We start from the raw sequence: 25146 nt of genomic DNA, 5'->3' as shown, positions 1-25146 counted from the left end.
GGCGCCCGGCCATGTTGCAGTTACTGCTGGTACGCGTTCAGCAATGCGGCGCCGGCCTCCCCGGCCTCGCCCTTCCAGTTCTCCAGCATCTGCGCCCCGATCGCGCGCAGGCCGTCCAGCAGCTCTTCCGACGGCTCGCTTACGGTGATGCCGTTTTCCTTCAGCACCTCGACCTGCTCGGCGGTCTCGGTCCGGCTCATCTCCCAGCCGCGCGCCTCGGCTGCTGCCGCGGCTTCCAGAACCGCAGTCTGAGTGGCCTCGTCCAGGCGGCGGAAGGCGCGCTTGTTCACCACCACGATGTTCTTCGGGATCCAGGCCTGAATGTCGGTGTAATGGGTCAGGAAGTCCCACGCCTTGGAGTTCACCCCGGTGGAGGGCGAGGTGATCATCGCCTCGACCCGGCCGGTGCTGAAGGCCTGCGGAATGTCCGGCACCTCAACCTGGGTGGGCGCCGCGCCGGCCAGGTTGGCAAACTCTTCCAGCGTCGCGTTGTAGGTGCGGAACTTCAGCCCTGCCAGATCCTCGACGCTGTTGATTTCCTTGGTGGTGTAGAGCCCCTGCGGCGGCCACGGCACAGCGTACAGCGCCATCAGCCCCTGTTCGTCCAGCAGCCCGCCGATCACATCCTTCTGCGCCGCCCACAGCCGTTCGGCCTCTTCATAGCTGGTCGCCAGGAACGGCAGCGAGTCGGCGCCGAACGCCGGGTTGTCATTGGCCAGCAGCGACAGGAAGAACTCGCCCGCGGGCACCTGGCCGCTGCGCACCGCCTTGCTGATTTCCGGGTGCTTGAACAGCGAGCCCGCCGAATGCACCTTGATTTCCAGCCCGCCATCGGTCGCCTCGGCAACGTCGCTGGCAAACTCAGCGATGTTCTTGGTGTGGAACGTGGCGTCCGGATAGGGCGTCGGCATGTCCCAGGTCGCGGCTTGCGCCGAAACTGTCAGCCCGGCAACCAGGACGGCCGCGCCGCCCAGCATTCGCGTGATCTGCATTTTATCCTCCCAATGCGGTTTATTACCACTTTATACCCATAACGCTGACAAAATGTCAACGTTATGCTAAGGTAAGCCGCAAGCCCGCTTGATCTCCCTGAAACTTTGCATTTTTATGATCACACACAGATAAAACGCCGGGGTTTTATCAATAAGGAAGGGTCAACTGATGGCTGAAAACCAACCGGACGGCCGCCGAATCGTCTCCTCCCGCCACCTGGCCGAGGGTGAGGGCTGGGAAATGTCGGAACTGGAATACGGGCTGATCGTCGCCTTCAATGCCTTTTCGCGCTGGACCGCCCGCTGCATGGCGGCGGCCGGCCAGCCCGATCTCAACCCGCTGGAAATCCTGATCCTGCACAACGTCAACCACCGCGGCAAGGACAAGCGCCTGTCCGACATCTGCTTCCTTTTGAACATCGAGGACAGCCACACGGTGAACTACGGGCTGCGCAAGCTGCTGAAGGCCGGGCTGCTGGCCTCGGAAAAGCGCGGCAAGGAAGTGTTCTACCGCACATCGCCCGAGGGTGCGGAGCTGTGCGCGGCGTACCGCGATGTGCGGCGTCAATGCCTGCTGGATGGTCTGGCGGGGTCCGATCTGCCAGGCCAGGACCTGCGGGAACTGGCCCGCAGCCTGCGGGCGCTGTCCGGCCATTACGATCAGGCCAGCCGCGCCGCGGCATCGCTTTAGGGGCAGAGGCCCTGCGGCGGGGCTGGCACATCTGCGTATGTCCTGGGGAAATCCGCCGGCCGCAGCTGGCAGCAGGCGCGGCGCAGTCCGGGCATGGTGCCGGGGCGCCTGGAGCGCCCCGGCGGGGGGTCATTCGCCGGGAACGGCCTGCAGTTCCGGCTCATCATGGTGGTGATGCTCTTTCACCGGGCGCATCAGCAGGTTGGCGAAGAACGCCACCGCCAGCAGTGCCGCCATGCAATACATCGTGGTATTGTAGAGGCCGGGAGTCGGATCCACGGTGCCGGCCGGAGCGATCTCCATCAGTTTGGCGATGGTCACGGTCTTGGCCGCGGTCAGCTGATCCAGCTGGGCCACCGGCGCGCCGAACTTTGCGGCAAAGGCTGCCGGGTCCACTTTGGCGGCCAGATCCTGAACCGCGCTGGTCACCGACATCTGCCGCAGCGAGGTGATGGCCAGCGGTCCCAGCACGCCGGCAGTCGACCAGGCGGTCAGCAGCCGCCCGTGGATGCCGCCGACATGCATGGTGCCGAACATGTCGGCCAGATAGGCCGGGATGGTGGCAAAGCCGCCGCCGTACATCGAGAATATCAGCATCGTCGCCAGGTAGAAGCCCGCCAGATAGATCAGCGACGGATTGGCCGCAGCGGCAGAGGCGAAATAGGGGATCGACAGATACAGCGCGGTGCCCAGCACGAAGAAGCACATATAGGTGGCCTTGCGCCCGATGTAGTCCGAGGCGGAGGCCCAGAAGAACCGCCCGACCATGTTGAACACGGAAATCATCAGCACGTAGGTCGAGGCGAAGGCGGCGGTTGCCACCAGCGGCATCACCGAGCCGAAGATCTCGGACATCATCGTCTTGGCCACCCCGATCACGCCGATGCCCGCGGTCACGTTGAAGCACAGCATCACCCACAGCTGCCAGAACTGCGGCGTCTTCAGGGCCTGGTCGATATGCACGTCGTTCTGCGTCACCAGCCCCGAGGCGGCGGGTTTCGGCTGCCAGCCCTCCGGCGCCCAATCCTTGGCGGGCACCCGGTACTGGAAGGCGGCCAGCAACATCACCACGAAATAGACGATGCCGAGGGTCATGAAGGTCTGCGCCGCGCCGGTGCTGCCGGTGCCGACCGCATAGGCGCCGGCCTCGCCGCCGAACTCGGCAGCCTGGGCGGCGCTGGCGATCACCACCTCGATTTTGCCCTGCGCGGTTTCCGCAAACACCCGGCCGTTCTCGACCACGGTCTGCACGGTGTCCTTGGCGCCAAGATAGGCGGGGGCGGTTTCATAGAGATCCAGCAGCCAGCCCTTGACCGGCGCCGCGATCATGGCGCCGCCGCCGAAGCCCATGATGGCCATGCCGGTGGCCATGCCGCGGCGGTCGGGGAACCAGCGGATCAGGGTCGAGACCGGCGACACGTAGCCGAGCCCCAGGCCGCAGCCGCCCAGCACGCCGTAGCCGAGGTAGACCAGCCACAGCTGATGGCTGGAGATGCCGAAGGAGCCGACAATGAAACCGCCGCCCCACAGCAGGGCCGCAACCACGCCGACCAGGCGGGGGCCGACCTCTTCCAGCCATTTGCCGGCAAAGGCCGCGGCCAGCCCGAGGCAGACGATGGCCACCGAGAAGATCCAGACCACCGAGGCCAGGCTCCAGTCGTCGGCGCTGGAGGCGACCACCCCCAGTTCGCGGGTCAGCGGCGGGTTGAACACCGACCAGGCATAGACCGAGCCGATGCAGAGGTGGATGGCGATGGATGCCGGCGGCACCCGCCAGCGGTTGAAGCCGGGTTTGGCGGTGATGTGATCCTTGTGCAGAAAACCCAGCCGGCCGGGTGATCGGTTGCTCATATGGTGTCCTCCCTAGTGCTGTTCCGGCGGCTGCAACCTCCTATTGCGGCTGTCCGGAATGGCGTGCGGCAATGCGCCGTAGCTTGACAAAGGCGGAGAACTGGCCCAGCTGTCAAATGAATAATTTAGCAATAACAATAACTTATTAGGTCACTTTGTCCGGGAGTGGCAACCCTGTGCCACGAGTTGCGGGACATTCTGTCTGCACCCTGGCGGCGGTGTGCCGCAAATCTGCGCCATATTGTCCGGATCAGGCGGCGGCAGGCGAGGGCAGAAAAATTTCGAACCGGCTGCCCTGTCCGGGCTGCGACTGCGCGCTGATGCGGCCGCCTGCGCGACTCACCAGCTGGTGGCTGATCGACAGGCCCAGCCCGGTGCCCTGCGCCTGCTTGGTGGTGAAGAAGGGATCGAAGATGCGGCTCAGGACCTCCGGCGGGATGCCGGTGCCGGTGTCCCGGGCTGTCAGCAGCACGCCGTCCGGGGCATCCTCGGCGGTCAGGGTCAGGCGGCCGCCGCCGGGCATCGCCTGCACCGCGTTGAGGATCAGGTTGACCAGAACCTGCTGCAGTTCGGTGCGCGACATCCGCACTTCGCCGGTGCTGGTCAGGCGGGTTTCTGCCGTGACGCCCGCGGCCTCGATCTGGTGGCGGGTCAGCACCAGGCAGTCGGACAGCACCTCGGCCGGGGAGATCAGCCCGGCGGCGCCGGAATATTCCTCGGGCCGGGCGAACTGCAGCAGCTTGGAGACGATCACGCCGATCCGGTAGACCTGATCATCGATCAGCCGGAACTCCTCCTCGACCGGGCGGGCCTGATCGCCCAGCACGGTGCGGGCGAGGTCAAGGTTGCCCTGGATCACCGCCACCGGGTTGTTGATCTCATGCGCGACCGAGGCGGTGATCTCGCCCACGGCGGCGAGCTTCTCGGAGACGATCAGCCGTTCGGTGGTCCGCTCCAGCCGCCGGTTCGCCTCGCGCAGGTCGGCGGTGCGTTCCTCGACCTTGGCCTCGAGGCTTTCGCCCCAGTGGCGCAATTGCCGGTCGCGCTCCTGCACCTGGTCCAGCAGGCTGTTGAAATGCGACGCCACCCGGGCAATCTCGCCGCTGTCCTCCTGCAGGCGGTTGCGGGCGGCGAGGTCGCCCTGCTCGACCCGGGCGATGGTCTGGGTCATGCCTTCGAGCGGGCGGAAGATGCGCCCGGCCCACCGCAGGAAGATCGGCACCGACAGCGCCGCGATCAGCAGGAAGGCGCCCCCGAGCGCCAGCACCGATTGGCGTTTGGCCTGGCGGAACGGGGTTTCCAGAAAGCCGACATAGAGCATGCCGGCCCGGTGGCCGCGGCTGTCGAGGATCGGCTCATAGGCGGAGATGTACCAGTCGTTCACCACAAAGGCCCGGTCGAGCCAGATGTCGCCGCGGCCCAGCACCCGGCCGCGCACCTCGGCCGAGACCCGGGTGCCGAGGGCGCGCACGTTTTCGAACAGCCGCACGTTGGTCGAGATCCGCACGTCCTCGAGAAACAGCGTGGCGGTGCCCTGGCTGCCCTCCGGCAGGCTTTGCGCGCGGTAGACCAGCGCGTTGATGGTGTCGATGAAGTCGAGATTGCGGTTCAGCAGCCGCCCGCCGGCCAGCAGTGCGCGGCGGCCGTCCGGCAGCGTCACCGGCGCCGCCGAATGGATGACCATGCCGCGGGTTTCACTGCTGCGGCTGGTCGGCACGGCCGCTTCGGTCGCGACCAGCGGGATGGCGGCGCGGGCGGCGAGGCCGGGGGCCAGCGTGTCAAGCTGCGCGGCGTCCAGAATGTCGACGGCGCTGTGCCACTGGCCGCCCAGGGCGCTGTCCAGTACGGGCCAGTCCGCAGGGGCAAATCCGGGCCGCCCCCCAGGGTCCGCGAGATAGAGGAAATCAAGGCCGAGCCGGTCCTGTTCCCGGGCCAGGAAACCGGCGGTGCCACCCGCCGCCAGCGCCTCGCGGAAGCGGACGGATTGCGCCACCGCGTCCAGCTGCTCGCCCGAGGTGGCGATCAGCCGGGCCAGGTACTGGTCGGCGATGGTCAGGTCGCCGGTCACCTTGCTGATCAGCAGCCCGTCGATCTTGTCCGACCAGCGCCAGGTGGCGATGCCCAGCAGCAGCGGCATCAGCACCAGCATCGGCAGCAGCGCGATCACCAGCAGCCGGACCCGGACGGATTGCAGCAGCGGGCGCAGGCGGCGCATGGCTCAGAGCCCCCAGGCTGCGCATTTGCGGTCGATGGTCTTGCGCGAAACTCCCAGCTGCCGCGCCGCTTCGCTGCGGTTGCCGCCGACCGCCTCCAGCGCCTGCAGGATCTCGCGGCGCTCGACCTCTTCCAGCGGCAGGATGGCGGCGGCGGGCCGGGGCGGCGCCAGCGTGTCGAGGGAAAAGCTGCCGAAGATCAGCGAGCGCTCGACGAAATTCCGCAGCTCGCGGATGTTGCCCGGCCATCCGTGCCGCAGCAGGGCGGATTTGACGCCGGCGGGCAGCTCCAGCGGCGGCAGCTGCAGCTGGGCGGCGATCTCGGCCAGGAACAGGTCGGCCAGTTCGACAATGTCGGGGCCGCGCTCGCGCAGGGGCGGCATCGGCACTTCGATCACGTTGATGCGGAACAGCAGGTCCTCGCGGAACCGGCCGGCGGCGACGGCTTCGGCCAGCGGGCGGCTTGAGCTCATCACGAAGCGCAGGTCCAGCTGCACCGCGCGCTCGGTGCCGATCGGGCGGATGCGGCCGTCCTCCAGGACCCGCAGCAGCGCCCCCTGGGCCGAGGGGCTGAGCTCGCTGATCTCGTCCAGGAACACGGTGCCGCCCTGCGCCGAGGCCAGCAGGCCCTCGCGGCCTGCAGGCGCACCGGGGAAGGCGCCGGGGGCGTGGCCGAACAGCTCGTATTCGATCACATCCGCCGGTATGGCGCCGCATTGCACCGGCACAAAGGGCGCCCCGGCGCGGCTGGAGAGCGCGTGCAGGTGGCGCGCGGCGACCTCCTTGCCGGTGCCGGAGGCGCCGGTGATCAGCACCGGGGTGGAGACCTGCGCCACCCGGTCGAGCAGGGCGCAGACCCGGGCGATGGCGGGCGAGGTGCCGACCAGCTCGCGCCGCCGCCGCCGCCCGACGCCGGTGGCTTCCAGCTCGCGCCGCAGCAGCATGTTTTCGCGTTTCAGCCGGGCGGTCTCAAGGCAGCGGCGCAGGGCGTTGAGGATCTGGTTGGAGCGGAACGGCTTCAGCACGAAATCCGAGGCCCCGGCGCGCAGCGCGTCGATGGCGGTTTGCAGATCGGCATAGGCGGTGATCAGGATGGTGTCGGTGAAGCCGCCGTCGCGGCGCTGCTCTGCCAGCCAGTCGAGCCCCTTCTGGCCGGGCATGATGTTGTCGAGGATCATCACGTCGTACTGCCGGGTGCTGAGCAGCGCGGCGGCGGCTACGGTGTTTTCGGCCTCGTCCACCAGCCGGCACAGCGGGCGCAGGGTCTTGACCAGAAAGTTGCGCATGCCGGGCTCGTCATCGACGATGAGGATGCTGGCGCATGCGAGCGGATCGGTCAGCCGGGCCAAATCTGTGTCTGTCATACTCGCCGCTGTTCTGAGGAAGGCACAGCGGACTATCGCCGCTTTGCCGCAGCTTGTCGAGGCAGCGGGCCGGATTGCGGCACGGGACGCCGCGGCGTCAGAGCTCCAGCTGGCGGATCATCTCCTGCTGCATCCGGAACTTCTGCGGCTTGCCGGTAACGGTCATCGGCAGTTCCGGCACGAGGCGCAGATAGTGCGGGATCTTGAAATGCGCGATCTGGCCGCGGCAATGGTCCAGCACCGCGTCCTCGGTGAGGGCGGCGCCGGGGGCGGGAACGACCCAGGCGCAGATCTGTTCGCCGAATGTCTTGTCCGGCACGCCAAAGACCTGGGCATCGCCGATGCCGGGGTGGCGGAGCAGGAAGTCCTCGATTTCGCGCGGGTAAATGTTCTCGCCGCCGCGGATGATCATGTCCTTGAGCCGCCCGGTGATGCTGCAGAACCCCTCTGCGTCGATGGTGGCAAGGTCGCCGGTGCGCATCCAGCCGTCCGTGGCGGCGGCCGCCGTGGCAGCGGCATCGTCCCAATAGCCCTGCATGACCGAATAGCCGCGCACCAGCAGCTCGCCGCGCTCGCCCGCGGGAACGGTGCGGCCTTCGGGGTCCACGGCTTTCACCTCCAGATGCGGATGCACGCGGCCGACGGTGGTGCAGCGTTTCTCTGCGGGGTCGGTGGTGAAGCTCTGGAAGGAGACCGGCGCGGTTTCGGTCATGCCGTAGCAGATCGTCACCTCATCCATGTGCATGTCGCGGCTGACCCGGCGCATGATCTCGATCGGGCAGGGGGCGCCGGCCATGATGCCGGTGCGTAAGGAGGAGATGTCGCGCGGGGCGCGGTCCAGCTCCTGCAGCATGGCGACAAACATGGTCGGCACGCCATAGAGCGCGGTGGCGCGTTCGGCGGCGGCGGTATCCAGCACGGCGGCCGGCTCGAACGCCTCATCCGCAAAGATCATCGCGGCGCCCTTGGAGACCGCCCCCAGAACCCCCATCACCATGCCGAAGCAATGATAAAGCGGCACCGGGATCAGCAGCCGGTCGGCCGCGGTCAGATTGATGCGGCTGGTGACGAAACGGGCGTTGTTGACGATGTTGAAGTGGGTGAGCGTCGCGCCCTTGGGCAGGCCGGTGGTGCCGGAGGTGAACTGGATGTTGATCGCCTCCTCCGGTGTCAGGCCGGCGCTGAGTGCGTCCAGCGCCGCCGGGCCGGCGCCCGCGCCCATCGCCTGCAGGGTCTCGAAGGGCAGGATGCCGGGGCCGGGGTCTGGCGCCATGACCACCGCATGGCGCAGGGCGGGCAGCCGTGCCGCCGCCAGCTGGCCGGGGGCGGCGCTTGCCAGCTCGGGCGCCAGTTCGCGGATCATCCCCAGGTAGTTGGAGCTTTTGAAGCGTTCCGCCGCGATCAGCACCTTGCAGCCGGTTTTGTTGAGCGCATATTCCAGCTCCGCCAGCCGGTAGGCCGGATTGATCGTCACCAGAATGGCGCCGATCCGGGCGGTGGCAAACTGCGTCAGCACCCATTCGCAGCGGTTGGGGGACCAGATGCCGACCCGGTCGCCCTTGGCGACCCCCAGCTCCAGCAGGCCCGCCGCCAACTCATCCGCCTTTTGCGCCAGTTCGGCATAGGTCAGCCGGAGCCCGGCGGCGGCAAAGACCAGCGCTTCGCGGCTGCCATGCCGGTCAACCGCCTGCCGCAGCAGGTCCGGGATGGTGATGTGCTGCAGCGGCGGCTGCGCGGGCCCGCGGACATGGGACAGGCCATTGGCGGGGGTGGTGAGGCTGGAATGCGGATCGGTCATGGATGGTCTCTGCTTGGCAGTGCGGGCCGGGCCGCCGCGGGGACAGCCCGGCCGGGTTTCGGGTTGGAAGATCAGCCGCGGGCGACGTTGATCACCTGCATCTGGGTGTATTCGGCCAGCCCCTCGACCGATTGCTCGACGCCGAGACCGGAGCCCTTGAACCCGGCCATCGGGATATGCGGGCCGATGTTCAGCTGCTGGTTCACCCAGACGGTGCCGGAGTCGATGCGCCCGGCGATTTCCGCTGCCTTGGCGGTATCGCCGGAATGCACCGAACCGCCCAGCCCGTAATCGGAGGCATTGGCGCGGGCAATCACGTCGTCGATATTGTCGAACCGGATCACCGGCAGGATCGGCCCGAACTGCTCCTCGTCGACGATCTTCTGCCCGTCGGTCACATCGCGCACGATGGTCGGGCGCACGAAATAGCCGGGACCGTGTTTGACTGTGCCGCCGGCAATGATCCGGCCGCAGGCGCGGGCGTCTTCCAGGAAGCTCTTGATTTTGTCGAACTGTGCCTTGTTCTGGATCGGGCCAATCGTGGTCCCCTGCTTCATGCCGTCATCGACCACCGCCTGTTCGGCAAGGGCGGCCAGCTCGGCGCAGAACGCCTCGTAGATATCGCTGTGCACATAGGCGCGTTTCACCGCCAGGCAGACCTGGCCGGCATTGAGGAAGGCCCCGCCATAGATCTTTTCCGCCGCCGCCTTCACATCCACGTCCGGCAGCACGATGGCGGGGTCGTTGCCGCCCATCTCCAGCGTCACCCGCTTCATCGTGTTGGCAGCGCCGGCCATGATCCGCTTGCCGGTCTCGGACGAGCCGGTAAAGCCGATCTTGGCCACATCCGGATGCGCGGTCAGCTTGGGGCCGAGGTCATTCGCGTCGGTGATGATGTTCACGAGGCCGGGCGGGAAGATGCGGGCGCAGATTTCGCCCAGCTTCAGCGCCGTGACCGGGGTGGTCGGCGCAGGCTTCAGCACGATGGCATTGCCCGCCATCAGCGCCGGGCCGATCTTCCAGCAGCACAAGAGCAGCGGGAAGTTCCAGGCGATGATGCCAGCCACCACGCCCAAGGGTTTGTGCCGCGTCTCGATGCGGAACTCGGCGTCGTCCTGGATCACACGGTCCGGCAGCTCCAGCGTCGCGGTATGCGCCAGATAGCCTTGCGACCAGGCAACCTCTCCCTGCGCCTCGGGCAGCGGCTTGCCCTGCTCCATTGTGATCAGCCGCGCCAGCTCCTCGGCCTCCTCGCCAATGGCGGCGGCCAGCGCCTCGACCCTGGCGCGGCGTTCGGTCATAGGAGTCTCCGCCCAAGTTTTCTGCGCTGCCTTGGCGGCGGCCACCGCCTGGTTCATCTGCGCCTCGGAGGCATGCGGCACGCGGGCAAACACCGCCTCCGTTGCCGGGTTGATCACCTCGATCATGCGCTCCGCCGAAACCTGTTCGCCGTTGATCAGCATGCGGTAGTCCATTGCCGTTCTCCCTGTTTATCCGTCAGCCGGGTTTGATGGAAAAAGACAAGCACGGCCCGGCGGCGGGGTCTTGGGCGGCGGTGCCAAAGAGTTTGCGTCCTGCGCCAAGGATCCGTTGAGATTACAGTTGCTGAGGAAGCCGCGCGGCGCGCAGCCGTAGCGCTGGCGGAACACGCGGTTGAAATGGGAGATATCGCCGAATCCCGCGCCATAGGCGATCTGGGCGATGGGCACGCGGCGGCCCTGGCGGGCGGCGTGGCGCAGGCTGGCGGCCACTGCGGCCAGCCTTGTGCGGGTCAGGCATTCGGTGAAGGTGGTGCCGCTCTCCTGAAACTCGCGCTGCAGCTGGCGGCGCGACAGCCCTGTGCGGGCGGCAAGGCTGTCCACCGTCAGCTGCGCATCGGCGCTGAGCAGCTCCAGCGTCTCGCGCACCAGCCGGAAGCGGTGCTTGCGGCTGGTGAGGCTGCCGGCACCGGGGCGCGGTCCGGCAGCGGCAAAGGCCAGCGGCACCAGTTCGAAGATATAGCCGGCATTGTCCTGCGCCCCGTCCGCCTCCAGCAGACCGCGCAGGCCGGCGTGCAGCGGATGCGGCGGGGCGATCTTGCAGCCCGCCTGCGGCATTTCCCGGCGGGTCTCCAGCACCAGCGCCCGCGGCAGATGCGCCGACAGGAAGGCAGCGGGCCGGCCGGTGACGCTCAGCTCGGCGGCGCGGGTGGAATCGAGCAGCAGGAATTCGCCCGGCCGCAGCAGCGTCTCGCGGCCCGCGTGATGGATGCCGGTTTCGCCCTCCAGCTGGTGCAGCAGAAAGAAATGCTCCTGATCGTCGCGCAGGATGCCCTGGCGGGTGCGGGTGATGCGGGCGGGCGGGCAGCGGATCCCGGCCACGTCGACGCCGCTGCGCCGGTGCAGCTCGAACGACCCCATCCAGCCGGCCGCGGCCCGGTCCGGGCTGGCATAATAATGGCCGCAGTTGGCACGCAGGGTGCTGTTCCAGGTGTCAAAGCAGATCATGCGGCCTGCGGGCCTCCCGCCCCGATGCGTTCGCGGCCGGTGAAGGCCGGGGTTTGCAGCATGCTCTCAAGTCCGTCTTGCGCGCAGGCGCGGGCCAGCAGGCCGGTGAAATGCGCCGCCGCGAGGCTGGCGCCGCGCACCACTGCGCCGGGATTGCCGGGGCAGGCGCCATACCGCGCGCCCGGAAGGTTCAACAGCGACCACTGGCCCGGGCTGCAGCGGGCATCGCCCTGCACTGCAAGAACCCCCTCGCAGGCCGCCGGATAAACCGGCGTGCCGCGGGCGGGGGCGGAGGCGACCAGCAGCTTGCCTGTGTGCAGCACCGCCGCCACACCCTCAGCCAGCGCCGGGCTGGCTGAGGCATGGCCAAAGGAGCAGTGGACAATTGCCGCTTCCGACTCTGCGGCGCGGTGCAGGGCATCCGCCACGGTTGCGGCAGAGGTGGCAAGCCGCCCGGGAAAGATGCTGAACCCGAGCAGCCGCGCCGCCGGCGCATTGGCGCGGATGGCGGCGGCTATGTGGCTGGCATGCAGCGCTGCCGGGCTTTCGGCGGCACGCGGATGCAGCGTGCAGACATCTGCACGGGCGGAGAGGCCCGGGGTGCTTGCAGGCAGCGGGCCGTCGATCAGGGCAATCAGCGGGGCAGGGGGCATGTTCCGGCCTTTGTCAGATCGATTTCCATATCGAATTTCCCGGCAGCCGCGGCGCCGCCGTGGGCGGTGATGATGCGGGTGGCTTGGGGGAAGGTCTCGTCGATGCAGCCCATGATCCGGGCGGCGGTGGCGGGGTCGACCTCGGACAGCGCCTCGTCGAGGATCAGGATATCGAAGGGCGCGAGCAGGGCGCGCAGCAGGCAGAGCCGCTGGCGCTCGCCGCCCGACAGCGTCAGGCCGCTTTCGCCCAGCATGGTGTCGAGGCCATCGGCGCTGCGGAACCGCCCGGCCAGGCCGAACAGGTCCAGCAGCTCCCAGACCCGGGGTTCACTGCCGGGGGTGGCCCAGAAGGCGCGGCTCTGGAACAGGTTGTCGCGCAGGCTGGCGCGCAGGGTGAAGGGCCGCTGACCGGCGTAGGCTACCCGTTCCGGCAGGGCGCCGCCGCCGAGCCGGCGCAGGTCCGCGCCGCCCAGGGCGGCCCGCCCGGACAGCGGCTGCGCGCGCCCGCACAGCACCGCGATCAGCGAGGTTTTTCCTGCGCCGCTGGGGCCTTTGAGGGCCAAACGGGTGCCTTCCGGAACAGTCAGGCTGAGCGGGCCGATCGGCGCCGCCCCGCCGCGTGCCACGGTCACAGCGTCCAGGCGCAGGGCATAGCCCGCGGGGGAGAAACAGGCGGTTTTTGCGCGGGCCGGGGGCTGCATCACCGCGTCCAGCCGCGCCGCGGCCACCTTGACCCGTGCCTGCGCGTGCCACAGGCCCAGCAGCGATTGCATCGGCCCGGTCATGAAACCCATATAGGCGATGAAGGCGATCAGCGAGCCCAGCGGCCAGTCGCCGCGGATTACCATCAGCCCGCCGGCCAGAAACACCGCGGAGCGGGTCAGTGCCGACAAGAGCACCGGCACCGCGCGGGTGAATTCGCCCCAGAGGTTCTGGGCGATCAGCCGCTGGTTCAGCCCGGCGTGGTCGCGCAGGCTGCGCCGCTCGGCCCAGAGGGTGCCGCGGGCGGCCTGCAGCGCGGGCAGGCCGAACAGGGCTTCCGACAGACCCGCGCTGTACCGCCCCTGCATCTCGCGCACCGCGGCGGCATGGCGTTCGGTGCGGGGCCGTGCCCAGATCAGGAACAGCAGCTCAGCCGGGGCCAAGAGCGCCGTCAGCAGCCCCAGCCGCCAGTCCAGCAGCATCAGCATTGCCGAGCCGCCAATCAGCCGGATCAGCGCCGAGGAGCCGCCGAGCACCGCGTTGAAGGCAAATTTCTGCACTTCGGCCGCGTCGCCGTCGACCCGCGCCAGCAGCTCTCCCGCGCGCTGGGTGGCAAACCAGCCGGCCGGCTTGGCGGCCAGCCGCGACAGCAGTTTCTGCCGCAGCCGTGCCAGCATCCGCACCGAGGCGCGCATATGCAGGATAGTGCTGAGCGCGCCGGTGGCGGTGGCCAGCAGGCCGATGGCAAACAGCGCCAGCGACCAGACCACGAGCTGCGAGGCATCCCCCGCCATCAGTCCGCGGTCGATCACCAGCTTGCTGATATAGGGCGGCAGCAGGCCGAGGGCGGCGGCGGCAAAGCTGATCAGCAAGAGCAGCGCCAGCCGGCGCCGGTGCGGGTGCAGCAGCGGCAGCAGCCAGCCCGCGGTGGAGGATGTGAAAAGCGCCGCACCTGCGCGGAACCGCAGGCGCGGCCAGGCCCGGGCGGCAGCAGGGCCGCCCGGCTGGGGGGAGAGTCTGGCGGCAGGCCCGCTCATCCCTGCGGCACGACGTGCAGGGTGGAGACCGACATATCCCCGCCGGAGGGCATGCGGATCTCGCCCACGCGCTCCAGCGTTTCGCTGTCGTAGATGCCGATGTCGTCATTGGTGCCGCCGACGTAGATTTCCTTGCCGTCGCTGGACACGTTGATGACGTAATAGGTGTGCGGCAGGTCCACCCGCTTGACCAGTTCGCGAGTCTCCAGGTTGTGCTTGGAGAGCTGGGTATAGACGCCATAAAGGTGCTTGGGGTCCGTGGCACTGCGGACGGCGGAGAACATCAGCACCTCGAAGGAGGCGAAATCGGCGATCTCGGTCTCGCCGGTGGTCAGATCGACCGACTGGTAGCCCCAGACAAAATCTGCCATCTCCTGTTGGGTTTCGTCGCTGAAGACCGCCGCGGTGTACATCAGCAGCATCTCGTCGTTCTGGCTGCCGGTGGGCCAGAAGGCCAGCACATCCGGCGGGCTGTAGGTCGGGCGGTCCCAGCTGGCATTGGCAATCGCCACCTCGGTTTCGCCATTGCTGGGGTCAACCCGGTAGATCTCATGGCCCGCGACATAGACCTGGCCGGTGCGGTCGCTGGCCATCAGGGTGGAGCGGCGCGGCGCCTCGAACACCGCAGCGGGCTGCGCCTCCAGCCCGGCACCGGCGTCATAGACGGCAAATTCCGGTTGCATCACCTCGTAGCGGTCGATGTTTTTGCGCACCGGATTGCGCACCGTGTAGATCTGGCTGCCGTCCTTGGAGACGGCGAGCGAGGCTAGCGAGCGGCGGGTCACATCGCCCTCGGACTGGGCGGCGTGAAAGACCTTTTCACAGGTCTCGATATCGACGCCGACCACGTCCTGCCAGTGGTTCAGCAGCACATAGGCGATGCGGTTGTCCGGCGACATGGCAATGACGCCGGGGGTCACATTCGCCCCCAGGTCGCAGTCGGATTTGACCGAGCGGCCTTCGGCATCAAAAACATAGAGGTTAGAGGGCCGGGCCACCGTCACCAGAAGGTCGCCAGCGGCCAGCGGCAGGGCGCCGGCAACCAGCGCGGCAGCAGCAAAAAGCGCGGTTTTCATGATGCGGGTCTCCTCAGGTTTCGGCGTCATTGGGGTAGGTGGTGCCAAGCGCGCGCCAGTCCTTGGCGGCGTTGGGGGCGCCTTCGTCCCAGTTCTGGTGGTTGACCATGATGTCAGGCACCTGCGCGGGCCACCAGCAGGGGTCGGAGCAGCCGTAAAGATCGGCCTCCATCGGCTGGCACAGGGCGGCGAGGCCGCCGAAGGGATCGACCTCCCAGCCGGGATCAAAGGTGGTGGCACAGCCCGCGGTCACGGTCTGCATGGCGCGGACCTCTTCCATCTGGCCTTCGGCGGCGGCCTGCTGGACGCGTTCGGCTTTCTGATTGAGCGGTTTCATTTTCCAAACGCCCTCCTCGGCGCAACGTGTTGGTGGAAGTACTGCGGTGCCTGGGCGATCAGCCGGGCATAGGCGGCGACGCCGAAATCGATCCAGTCGCGCATCAGGTCGCAGTAGTGGTAGGTCGGCATCATCGGGTCGCTGAAATGGGCATAGCTTTCATGATAGCAGCCGCCGGCGCACAGGTTGCGGATGCGGCAGCTGGCGCATCCCTTCTCGGTGCGGTCGGAGCGCGCCTTGATGAACCCCGATAGCTCTTTGCGCTTGATGCCCTCGTCGACGGTGCCGAACTGGTCCATTTCCGATCCGGTGAACCGGTGGCACAGGTTCAGCGCGCCATCGTGATTGACCGCCAGCATGCCCACACCGGCACCGCAGGGCAGCGCCTTGGAGCGGCCTTCGTAGAGGTCGTTCATCATCTGGTGCATGTTGGAAAAGCCGATGTTGCGGCCCCTCAGCGCCTCCTCGACATAGAGCCGGCCCAAGGATTTCATGCCCTCGAACACCTCCAGCAGCTCGGCACCGTTGAGGTTGAAGGCATCCATGTCGCCCGAGGTGACCGGCGAGAAGCCCACTTCGGCAAAACCGATGTCGTTGATCAGGTGGTCCCAGATTTCAACGATGTTGGTGATCCCCGCAGTCAGGGTGACACGGGCGCCGACCGGCTTGGATTTATAGCGCGACAGCAGCAGCCGCGCCTTGGCGGCGACCGCATCATAGGTGCCCTTGCCGCCGACCGTCTTGCGGTTGAGGTCGTGCTGCGCCTTGGGGCCGTCGATGGACACCGTTAGGCCGAACTTGTGCGCGTCCAGCCAGTCGATCAGCGGCTCGGTCAGCAGGGTGGCATTGGTGGTGAGGCTGAAGTTCACCGCCTTGCCAAAGGCCGCGAAATGCGGCTCGGCCCAGTCCACCACCTGGCGGATCAGAGGCTGGTTCGACAGCGGCTCGCCGCCGAAGAACACCACGTTGTAGCTGTCGCGGTCCGGATTTTCCGCCATCAGCATCTCCACCGACTTGCGCGCGGTGTCAAAGGCCATCTTCTGGCCCTTGGAGGGCACCGCCAGATCCTCCTTGTAGCAATAGGAGCAGGCCAGGTTGCAGCCGGTGTTGACGTTCAGAACGATGGTCGTCAGCGGAAAATTCTCGATCTCGATCGGCGGGCGTTCCGGCTGCAGCGGGCGGCCGTCGTTGATGATGTCGAGCCGCACCAGCCCGTCGAGCCGTGCCGCCGCATCCGCAGCCGCAAACCGCGCCTCGAACTCGTCCATCGAGAACGCCTGCTCCTGCGCGGCGTAGTCGAGGATGTCGCGGTCGGTGCCGTCCATCTCGAAGATCGAAGTGGTGGGGACATGGAACAGCACCTCGCGCCCTTCGATCGCGACCCGGTGCGCATTGGCTGGCTGATAATGGAAATCTTTCATGGGTTTTCTCCCTGTGCTTCAGCGGATCGGCGGATCGATGAAGCGCTGCACGGTGACGATCAGCATGGCCTCCGCCTGCTGGCCCATCGCCTCGGCCTGCACCTTCAGCTCGCCTGCGTTGTTGGCGCTGAACGGGCGGTCGGGGTTGGGACCGGCCATGGCGGGCATGAAGATGCCGTTGGCCTGCATGCCGCCTGCAAATTCGGTGTCCTTCATGTGGGCGGCGTGCTCATGCGCATTGGCAACGGTCCACTGCGCCTCAATGCGGCCGATGCGGACGTCGTCCTCGGTTCCGGGCTTGCCGTCGGCGCCGTTCCACATGCCAACCGCGTTGAAATAGGCAGGCACCGCTTCCGGCCCTTCACCGCCGCCGCCGCCGACCCGGGCGATGGTGAATTCCGGCTCCACACGGATGCTGTCGACCGAGGTGTAATGCGCGATCTGCCCCTCGGCCCCGCCTGCGCTGAAGGTGACAACGCCGTTGCCCTCCGCCGCCAGCGACAATGCCGCGCCAAAGCCATTTGCCGTTGCCTCGCCGCTGGAGCTGTCCAGACCGTCCAGCCCGGTGCCGACCACCTGCACCTCAGCCTCCCCCGCCGGAACGGCAGAGGGGACGGTGCCCAGAATGACGCTGCCCGCACCCTCCCGCACACCGCTCAGCGGCGCGCCCAGGGCGTCGTTGCTGCGGTCGAACTGGCGGCCCTGCAGGGCGTTGCCATCCTCCGACAGCGCCAGCACCTGACGGTAAGAGGTGCCGCCGATGTCGAGATTGGCGCGCCATTCATAGCCGGTATAAAGGTTCATCTGGCCGGAGGCGGGATGCGCGGTGCCGTCCGCCGTCACGAATTCGCCCGAGACCTGATAGGGGGAAGCGTCACCGCTCACCGTCAGCCGCCCGTAGGCCTCGCCGATGCCGGGCAGGTCGGTCATCACCACCCAGTCGCCCGCCACCGGCTGCTTCTCCGCAGCCTGCCAGTCCGTCCAGGCGGCGGTTTCCAGCGGGTTCTGTTCCGCCAGATAACCGGCGATCTCGGTCCGGGCGATCTTGTACCACTCGCGGTCGCGGCCAAGCGCCTGGTATTCGATGGTGGGGAAATGGCCGACATGGAAATCCATGTGCAGCGTCCATTCCTCCGCGGTGCGGTGCTGCAGCAGACCCCGCGCGCCGGTGTGGCAGCGCGCGCACATCGAGGCAAAAGGCTCGTCAAAGCTCTCCTGCGCGTTCGGGTCTTTCTCCAGCGCATAGCGGAACGGCGCGGCCTCGGACGGCGCCAGGCCCTGGCTGTCCGCCAGATGCTGCACGATGGCGCGGCGGTCCCCGGCGCTGATCTCCAGCCCGTGCGCCTGCTGCATCCGCACGATAGTCATCATCCAGCCTTCGGGTGTTTTGCGCTGGCCGCTGATGCGGGTCAATCCGCCGTCTTCGCCGGTATGGCAGGCGGTGCAGATGTTCTGCAGCAGCTCTTCGCCGGCCAGCGCTGGCGCCGCGCCAGCGGCTGATATCAGAAGTGCAGCCGTCAGGCTGCGGGGTCGTAGTTGCATGGATCAGTCTCCCTGTTTGCAGTGTCCCAGGGGATCTGCGCCCCCTCGGTGAAGCCTTGCGACAAAAGCCATTGATGGATCGCCCGGGCCGCCCGCGGCGGCGCCTCGGGCAGAACTGAGCGGTGAAAGCGGGCCGCGTCCGGCAGCGGCCGTCCATTCAGGCGGCGCAGCAGCGGCACGATCTCCTGCCCGGCGGCAAAGGCCGCGCCGCCGGGGGCCTCGCGGGTGATCAGCACCTCGCGCCGCGCCAGTTGCCCGTCCTGCACCACAACCCGGGTGCCGACATGCGGGCGGATGTCCGTATCATGGGCCGGCGCATCATCGGGCCAGGCCGCGCGCTGCTGCCAGAACGGAGTCTGAAACTGCGCCTCGCGGTAGAAATCCCGCCCCACCCGGGCCTGCCGCCAAAAGGTCTCTGCCACCCGGTTGCGGTAGAAGTCGCGGGCCAGCGCCGCCTCCCCCGCCAGCAGTGCCCGTGCGATGGGCACCGCCATCAGCGCCGAGGATACCGCCCAGAACATGCCATGCCCCGACAAGGGATCCAGCGCCACTGCCGCATCGCCCAGCCGCGGGCAGCGCGGGTCCAGATCCGGCGCCGCCAGCCGCGGCGCGATGGCGTGCACGGCGGGACGGCGGGGCAGGGGAGTGTCCCGCTGCACCGTATTCCACAGTGCCGCCACAGCTGATTTGCCGCGCGTCCGGCCCAGCGACGCCGCACCGCCCACCGCCTGCAGCCATAGCCGGCCGCCGTCCATCGGCACCGACCAGATCCAGCCGCCGGGCAGCGCTTCGATCCGCGGAGAATCCATGCTCCCTGCGCGCGGCGGCACAAAACCAGCAACGGAAATCGTGTCCGGCCCGATAAGCTCCGCCCGGTTCAATTCCGTGGACTGGCGCGGGGCGCGGCGGCCGCGGGCTTCGAACAGCAGCCGGGCGGCAAGGCGTTGGCCATTGGCCAGGCGGATTTCGCCCTTGTCCGGGTGCACGCCGGCCACCGCCTGAAAAACAACGGTGGCACCTTCGGCCTGCGCGGCCGCCAGCAGCCCGGCGTCGAACCGGCTGCGGTCGGCCGGATGCTCGCTGTTCTGCCCGCCCTGGAACGCCCCCCAGCTGACATGGCGCTGCGCCGCCGGGCCGATCCCGGCCAGCGGCAGGCGGTGCCGCGCCAGGATCGCAGCGACGCGGGCGGACAGGCCCTCGAACCGGGGGCCGCGCGGCGGCAGGGTCGCCAGCGCCACGCGGAACCCGGCCCGGGCCAGCAGCACCGCCGCCACCGACCCGGCCGGGCCGCCGCCTGCAATCGCAATATCAAAGGTGCCTGTTTGAGGTGCCATTCAGCCAGGGTGCCCCGGCAGACCGCCTCTTGTGGCGGACACTTCCGGACAACAAGACGACATTTCCGGACAGAATCGGCGGCCTAGGTCCCGCTTGCGGCAATTTTTCTGGAATGCCGGGTTTTTGCGGTATTCTGGCGCAATCCTGAGGAACTGCGCGATGCCACACACCTACCAGCCCCGGATTTCGGCCTCTACCTTGAACGACCCGCTGCGGGCCGTCGAATTCATGAACGGCGATGCGGACAGTATTTTCCGCAGCGCCAGGATCGGCCCGGAGGACCTGGATGGCGAGATCGGCCTGAAGAAGTTCGTGGACTTCTGTGAACATGCTTCCGCACAGCTCGGCCTGCCTGATTTCGGCTGGCGGGTCGGCTCGGTCTTCGATTTGCAAAACCTTGGCACGCTTGGGGAATTCATCAAGCAGGCGCCGACGCTGGGGGCTGCCTTGTCGCTGTTCCGCAGTGCCTTTCCGATGGTGCAAAGCGACTCGGAACTGCGGCTGACGGTGGAGGCGGACAAGGCGCTGCTGACCTACCGGATCCTCGATACCAGCATCTGGCCGCGGCAGCAGGATGCCGAGCTGACGCTGTCGGTGTTCCACAGTCTGATCCGCACCGCCACCGGGCCGGACTGGCGGCCGGAACGGCTGTCGCTGGAGCACGAATCAAGCGCATTGCACAGCCGCAGCACCGCCGGGCCGCACTGCCCGGTGCAGTATGCCGCCGCGTCGAACACGCTGGTGTTTTCCGCCGGGGTGCTGAACCTGCCGCTGGCGGACTGCGAAAACCCGGCGTTCAAGGCGGCGTCGCAATCGATTGTCCGCACCGCCCGGCAAAGCGAGCGCGCGGCGCCGGTTGCGGTGCGGGTGCGCCGCGAACTGCTGATGCGGATCGGCCGCGAAAGCTTTGAGCAGACCGCCATCGCCGCTGCCCTGGGCATGTCGCGCCGCACCCTGCGGCGCCGGCTGGAGGACGAAGGGCAGAGGTTCTCCCGGCTGCTGGCAGGCTGCCGGATGGAGATTGCCAAGCGCATGCTGCTGGCGCCCGGGGCGCAGCTGCACGATATATCCGAGCGGCTGGGATATTCCGAAGTGTCTGCGTTTGAACGCGCCTTCCGGCAGCAGGAGGGGGCAACGCCCAGCCAGTTCCGGAAAAGCCAGCACCAGCTAACTGAGCTATCTTGACGGTCTGCCCCCGTGCGCCGTGGCGCGGATGATTTCGGCGGTTTCCGCGGCATCGTCCGCCTGCGCGGCCGGTGCAGGCCGCCGGCGTGTCCGCAGCCTGGCAATTGTTAGGGCCTGCAGCGGTTCAGGCGGGTCTACGGCGTGCCGCGCCCCTCCAGCCACAGCCGGGTCAACTCGGCGGCGGAGGTGGTGCCGGCCTTGGTGCCGATGGCGGCACGGTGGCTGTCGACGGTGCGCGGCGACAGCTCCAGCACCCCGGCGATCTGCCGTGTGGTCAGGCCCTTGGCGATCATCTCCAGCACTTCGGTCTCGCGTCCGGTGAGCCGCGCCAGCAGGCGCCGGGCCTCGCCGGTTTCGCAGGCCCGGCGCCTGCTGCGCTCCAGTTCGGCCTGGCCGCGCTGGATGGCGTCGATCAGGTCGTGCTCGTCCACCGGCTTGCTGAGAAAGTCGATGGCGCCGCTGCGGAAGGCGCGGCGGCAGGCCTCGATATCGCCGTGGCCGCTGATCACCACGGTGGGCCAGTTCACGCCCTGCGCGCGCAGCTGTTCCTGCAGCTTGAGGCCGGAGATCACCGGCATCCGGATGTCGAGGATCAGGCAGCCCGGCGGCAGCGCGGCAAGAGCGCTGAGAAACGATTCCGGGGCGGCAAAGCTGCGGACCTCGATGCCGACGGTGCGCAGCAGCAGCGAAAGCGCCTCGCGCACCGCGTCGTCATCATCCACCAGATAGACCGGACCGCTCATTCCGCGGCCTCCGCCGGGCGGGCCCGGGCGTCCGGCAGGCGCAGGCGGAACAGGGTTTGCGGCGCATCCGTACCAAGCGACAGATCGCCGCCCATGCGTTCGGCCAGCCGCTGGCAGAGCGCAAGGCCCAGGCCGGTGCCGTCCGGTTTGCCGGTGACGAAAGGTTCGAACAGGTGCGGGCGGATGTCCGGCGGCACGCCGGGGCCGCTGTCGGCAACTTCGATCAGCACCCCGCCGCCGCTGTGCCGCGCGGTGAGCGAGACCTGTTTCTCATCGCTTTCCGAGGCGGCCTCGATGGCGTTGCGCACCAGGTTGAACAGGATCTGCTCCAGCTCGACGGGATCGGCGCGGACGGTCAGCGACGGCGGCCCCGGATCCACCGCGAGGCGGATGCCCGCGCGCCCGGCCTCGGGGCGCAGCAGCAGCTCGACGCCGCGGACGGCCTCGGGCACCGGCACCGGCCCGGCGGGGTCGTTGCGCGGCCGGGTCCAGTTGCGCAGCCGCCCGAGAATGGCGGAGGCGCGTTTGGCCTGGCTGGCGATGCCCTCGAACACCGGGGCGGTCTGGTCCGCGCCGCCGCGGGCCGCCAGGTGCCGCCCGGCCTGCGCCTGGCTGAGGATGGCGGTCAGCGGCTGGGTCAGCTCATGCGCGATGCCGCTGGCCATCTCGCCCAGGGCGTTGACCCGCGAGGCATGGGCGAGGCGGGCGTCCTGGGCGCTCAGCCGGGCCTGGGTTTCCGCCTGCCGCGCCCGCATCAGCTGGCGCAGGCCAAGCGCGGTGATCAGGTACAAAAGGGTGGTGAGGCCCGCCACCGCCAGCAGCCGGTGCGGCGGAAGCAGGTCGGCCAGGCCCGGCGAAATTCCGGCCGCGAAGCGCAGCGGCTGGGAGGCGCTGCCGAGCGGTTTTGCGAACTGCGCATCCGCGGCCGGGCCGCTGCCGGGCAGGGCGGTGCCATCGGGCAGATGCAGGGTCCTGAACACCGAAGGCCGGGACCAGAAGCTGCTGTCGGAGGCCAGCAGCGCGGCGGCCTCGATCTGCAGCGCCAGGCCGAAGCGTGCGTTGTCAGAGTTGGGGCTGCGCTTGACCAGCAGGTAGTGGTCCGGCGCGCCGGGGGCGGCGGCCAGCATCAGCTGCCCGCTGGAGGCCCGCGCGGCGCTGCCGATCAGGGCCGCGGTTTCCTCCGGCAGGCCGGCGCGGCTGGTCAGGGAGGCGCCGCCCGCAAGCGGCACCAGATCAATGGCGGTGATGCGCGGGTAGAACCGCAGGATGGTGGCGCCGACATCGAGGAACAGGTCGCGCCGCACCTCCTCTCCGGCGGTGGCCAGCGCCGACAGGGAGGTCAGATGGGCATCGTGCTGGTCGGCGCGCTGCGACGCGAGGCGGTGCAGGCTGTGCGCCTCGGTCTGCAGCTCGGCCAGCAGCTTGTGGCGTTCCAGCAGCGCCGACAGCCCGGCTGCCACGATCAGAACGGCCAGCCAGCCGCCCAGCAGGCGCAGGGCGGTGGCGGGCGGCAGGGTGGCTGGAGGTGGTGCTTTCATGTCCCGGTTCGCGCAGATCTGGCAGAACAGACCGTAGGTGACGGGGGGGCTGGCTGCAAGCCGCGGACGCGGCCCTGTCCGGCGCGGCGCCGGATCTCGCCCTGCGGGTCGCGGCGGGCCGGGTCCTTGCGCAGCGTGTCCCGCTGGCCCGGCAAAAGCGAAGCCGATGGGCCGCCGCCGGCCTTTGCCGCGGAGCAACCCGGCCGATCACTGTCAACACGGAAGGATCAGGCCCTGCTGCACCGCCCGGACCACGGCGAAGGTTCTGGTATTTGCGTCCAGGGCAGCCATCGCGTTTTTGATGTGGAAATCGACTGTATGCCGGCTGATGTTGAGTATGATCTCAATTTCCGCCGAAGATTTGCCCAATGCTGCAAGCTGCAGGCATTCCAGTGCCCGGGGAGAAATCCCGCCGGTTGCCTGGCCTTCGTCTTCAGGCGGAACTGTGCTGCTTACCGCGTGCCCGATCAGCTGGCCGTAGTAGGAGGCACGGGACAAGTCCTTGTCCGAATATGCTTTCTTCCGCGAGCTTGAGAAGGAAATAATCTGAATGCTGCCATCGAACTGGCGCGAAGACAGCAGCACCCCGGAATGAATGCCGAAATCGCTGGCCGCCTTGTAAACCGCATCATGTTTCTTTTGGAACGCTGCACAGTTCCGCACCGTCTGCCAGCAAATTGCCCGGCTAGTGCGGGGGGCGAACTGGATAACAGGGTCAGAGCCGATCAGGCCGGAGCTGCGGTAATGATCCGTCCATTCGGCGGGGAAGTTTGTCTTCATGTTCTGCTGCGCCGCATTGATGCCGCGCGTGGTTTCCGCGGTTATGTGGCAGGCGGCGAAATATTCGAAATCCGTGTTTTCCTGAAGTTCGCTGAATAGGCTGTCCACGATGGAACTGCGCGGGTTGCATCCGCTAGAAACAGCATTCTGCATCACCAAATCCTAAATGAATTAATCTGACGCCAAGGTATTTCAGGCCGGCCTTCCGTGCAACTTATAATTGTGGCGCGACCTTGCGCAGATCTGCTAGGCGGGGTGCCGGGGAAATATGCCGATGCAGCAGCAATTGATCACTCAGGGTTGCATTTCCGAGTCAGGATCACACTTTTGGGTAAAGCATCCCACAGCGGAGACCCGACTTCAGATGGCCAAGAAACTCTTCATCCTTGCAACCGCCCTCCTGCTGACCGGCCTTGCCGCCGCCGCCGCCTTGCGGGTCTGGCCGGCGCAGAGCGCCCGGGCGATGATCTCCGCCTTTGTCTATGTGAGCGGGCTGTCGGCGAAACAGGCAGAAACAAAGGCCGGAACTGTGCACTATCTGGAAGGCGGCGAGGGGGAAACGGTTGTCCTGCTGCACGGTATCTTCGCCCGAAAGGAACATTGGATCGACATGACCCGGCAGCTGAGCGGAGACTACCACGTTATTGCGCTGGATTTGCCGGGGTTCGGGGACAATTCCGTCCTGCCGGAAGGGGAATACGCCTATGCCGAGCAGGCGCAGAACCTCATGGCTGTGCTGGACACGCTCGGAGTGGAGCGCTTTCATCTGGCAGCGAATTCGATGGGGGGGCAGATCGCCGGCCTGCTTGCCACGCAGTTTCCGGAACGGGTCGCCAGTGTTGCCTTCATCGGCAGCCCTGTCGGCGTCAGTTCCCCGCGCGAAAGCAAGTTTGAGGCGGCAATGCGGACAGAGCAGAAAACCCTGGTGGCCGACAGTCCGGAAGCCTTTGAGCAGCGCAACGCATTGCTGTTCCCGGAAAAACCTTATGTGCCTGCAGTGATTGAAGATCTCTGGGCAGGGCAGGAGATTGCCAATGCCAAGGCAAACCGGCGGATCTGGAAGGAAGTCAACGGCTCGGTTGCGGTTCCGCTGCAGGAGCTTGCCGGCCGCATCACACAGCCGAGCCTGATCGTCTGGTGCCGCGAAGACCGGATTTTCGATCCCAGCGGCGCGCCTGTTCTGGCAAAGGCCCTGCCGGATGCGCAGCTGGTCTGGCTGGACGAGTGCGGCCATGTGCCGATGCTGGACCAGCCGGCCGGGTCAGGCCGTGCGCTGCGCGCCTTTCTGGATTCGCAGCAATAGGGCGGGCCGAATCCCGGCATCCCCGGTCAGGGCTGCCGGGCCCGCGTGCAACTATCAGGTTACAGTGTTTACTGCTGCCGGGATCGTCCTAACACTGCC

At 67.7% G+C, this 25146-nt stretch carries 20 protein-coding genes; 3 read left to right on the top strand and 17 right to left on the bottom strand.

Annotation, left to right across the window (positions count from 1 at the left end; translation table 11 throughout):
- Nucleotides 1–20: 20 nt before the first annotated feature.
- Nucleotides 21–992: a TRAP transporter substrate-binding protein gene (locus tag OKQ63_RS24795; RefSeq protein WP_264214566.1), complete on the bottom strand. Its 972-nt coding sequence runs from the start codon at nt 990–992 to the stop codon at nt 21–23.
- A 169-nt stretch (nt 993–1161) separates the two neighbouring features.
- Between OKQ63_RS24795 and OKQ63_RS24790 the strand changes: the two genes are divergently transcribed.
- A complete protein-coding gene (locus OKQ63_RS24790; RefSeq protein ID WP_264214565.1) occupies nt 1162–1683 on the top strand; it encodes a winged helix DNA-binding protein in 522 nt (173 codons plus the stop codon).
- A 129-nt stretch (nt 1684–1812) separates the two neighbouring features.
- Here OKQ63_RS24790 and OKQ63_RS24785 read toward each other — a convergent pair whose 3' ends face one another.
- The 13 genes from OKQ63_RS24785 to qhpG all read right to left on the bottom strand — a co-directional run bounded on the left by OKQ63_RS24785 (nt 1813) and on the right by qhpG (nt 19497).
- Nucleotides 1813–3534 carry an OFA family MFS transporter gene (locus OKQ63_RS24785; protein ID WP_264214564.1) on the bottom strand — a complete coding sequence of 574 codons (1722 nt, stop codon included), beginning with the start codon at nt 3532–3534 and terminating at the stop codon, nt 1813–1815.
- Between the two features lie 250 nt (nt 3535–3784).
- Nucleotides 3785–5749, bottom strand: coding sequence for a sensor histidine kinase (locus tag OKQ63_RS24780; RefSeq protein ID WP_264214563.1), 1965 nt, complete (start codon nt 5747–5749; stop codon nt 3785–3787).
- Between the two features lie 3 nt (nt 5750–5752).
- Nucleotides 5753–7111: a sigma-54-dependent transcriptional regulator gene (locus OKQ63_RS24775; protein WP_264214562.1), complete on the bottom strand. Its 1359-nt coding sequence runs from the start codon at nt 7109–7111 to the stop codon at nt 5753–5755.
- 97 nt (nt 7112–7208) lie between these two features.
- Complete coding sequence (locus OKQ63_RS24770; RefSeq protein WP_264214561.1) at nt 7209–8909, bottom strand: AMP-binding protein; 1701 nt, start codon at nt 8907–8909, stop codon at nt 7209–7211.
- Between the two features lie 71 nt (nt 8910–8980).
- Nucleotides 8981–10384: an aldehyde dehydrogenase family protein gene (locus OKQ63_RS24765; protein WP_264214560.1), complete on the bottom strand. Its 1404-nt coding sequence runs from the start codon at nt 10382–10384 to the stop codon at nt 8981–8983.
- A gap of 15 nt (nt 10385–10399) precedes the next feature.
- The gene (locus OKQ63_RS24760) at nt 10400–11395 is read right to left on the bottom strand and encodes a helix-turn-helix domain-containing protein (RefSeq protein WP_264214559.1); all 996 of its coding nucleotides are present in this window, start codon (nt 11393–11395) and stop codon (nt 10400–10402) included.
- Nucleotides 11392–12048, bottom strand: coding sequence for a subtilisin-like serine protease QhpE (qhpE, locus tag OKQ63_RS24755; protein WP_264214558.1), 657 nt, complete (start codon nt 12046–12048; stop codon nt 11392–11394). The genes OKQ63_RS24760 and qhpE overlap by 4 nt, the downstream gene beginning before the upstream one ends.
- On the bottom strand, nt 12030–13787 hold the full coding sequence (locus OKQ63_RS24750; protein WP_264214557.1) for an ABC transporter ATP-binding protein: 1758 nt from the start codon (nt 13785–13787) through the stop codon (nt 12030–12032). Before OKQ63_RS24750 ends, qhpE begins: the two co-directional genes overlap by 19 nt.
- A complete protein-coding gene (gene peaD / locus OKQ63_RS24745; RefSeq protein WP_264214556.1) occupies nt 13784–14863 on the bottom strand; it encodes a quinohemoprotein amine dehydrogenase subunit beta in 1080 nt (359 codons plus the stop codon). The genes OKQ63_RS24750 and peaD overlap by 4 nt, the downstream gene beginning before the upstream one ends.
- A 13-nt stretch (nt 14864–14876) precedes the next feature.
- A complete protein-coding gene (gene qhpC, locus OKQ63_RS24740) occupies nt 14877–15200 on the bottom strand; it encodes a quinohemoprotein amine dehydrogenase subunit gamma (protein WP_264214555.1) in 324 nt (107 codons plus the stop codon).
- The gene (gene peaB, locus OKQ63_RS24735; protein WP_264214554.1) at nt 15197–16621 is read right to left on the bottom strand and encodes a quinohemoprotein amine dehydrogenase maturation protein; all 1425 of its coding nucleotides are present in this window, start codon (nt 16619–16621) and stop codon (nt 15197–15199) included. The genes qhpC and peaB overlap by 4 nt, the downstream gene beginning before the upstream one ends.
- 18 nt (nt 16622–16639) lie before the next feature.
- Nucleotides 16640–18163: a quinohemoprotein amine dehydrogenase subunit alpha gene (gene peaA, locus OKQ63_RS24730; protein WP_264214553.1), complete on the bottom strand. Its 1524-nt coding sequence runs from the start codon at nt 18161–18163 to the stop codon at nt 16640–16642.
- Nucleotides 18139–19497 (bottom strand): flavin-dependent monooxygenase QhpG, encoded by a 1359-nt coding sequence (gene qhpG / locus OKQ63_RS24725; protein ID WP_264214552.1) that lies wholly within the window; start codon nt 19495–19497, stop codon nt 18139–18141. Before qhpG ends, peaA begins: the two co-directional genes overlap by 25 nt.
- Before the next feature lie 160 nt (nt 19498–19657).
- Here qhpG and qhpR point away from each other — a divergent pair, with 160 nt between their 5' ends.
- Complete coding sequence (gene qhpR, locus OKQ63_RS24720) at nt 19658–20683, top strand: AraC-like transcriptional regulator QhpR (protein ID WP_264214551.1); 1026 nt, start codon at nt 19658–19660, stop codon at nt 20681–20683.
- 134 nt (nt 20684–20817) lie between these two features.
- On the opposite strand, the gene OKQ63_RS24715 is transcribed toward qhpR, so the two are convergent.
- The 3 genes from OKQ63_RS24715 to OKQ63_RS24705 all read right to left on the bottom strand — a co-directional run bounded on the left by OKQ63_RS24715 (nt 20818) and on the right by OKQ63_RS24705 (nt 23897).
- A complete protein-coding gene (locus tag OKQ63_RS24715; protein WP_264214550.1) occupies nt 20818–21426 on the bottom strand; it encodes a response regulator transcription factor in 609 nt (202 codons plus the stop codon).
- Nucleotides 21423–22964, bottom strand: a complete 1542-nt coding sequence (locus tag OKQ63_RS24710; protein ID WP_264214549.1) for a sensor histidine kinase — start codon at nt 22962–22964, stop codon at nt 21423–21425. The genes OKQ63_RS24715 and OKQ63_RS24710 overlap by 4 nt, the downstream gene beginning before the upstream one ends.
- Before the next feature lie 213 nt (nt 22965–23177).
- Nucleotides 23178–23897, bottom strand: coding sequence for a helix-turn-helix transcriptional regulator (locus tag OKQ63_RS24705; protein WP_264214548.1), 720 nt, complete (start codon nt 23895–23897; stop codon nt 23178–23180).
- A gap of 211 nt (nt 23898–24108) precedes the next feature.
- Here OKQ63_RS24705 and OKQ63_RS24700 point away from each other — a divergent pair, with 211 nt between their 5' ends.
- Nucleotides 24109–25047, top strand: a complete 939-nt coding sequence (locus tag OKQ63_RS24700; protein WP_264214547.1) for an alpha/beta fold hydrolase — start codon at nt 24109–24111, stop codon at nt 25045–25047.
- The last annotated feature ends 99 nt before the right edge of the window (nt 25048–25146 follow it).

The sequence above is a fragment of the Leisingera thetidis genome, assembly GCF_025857195.1.
Lineage (GTDB): Bacteria > Pseudomonadota > Alphaproteobacteria > Rhodobacterales > Rhodobacteraceae > Leisingera > Leisingera thetidis.
This window is presented reverse-complemented; position numbering and strand designations above follow the sequence as displayed.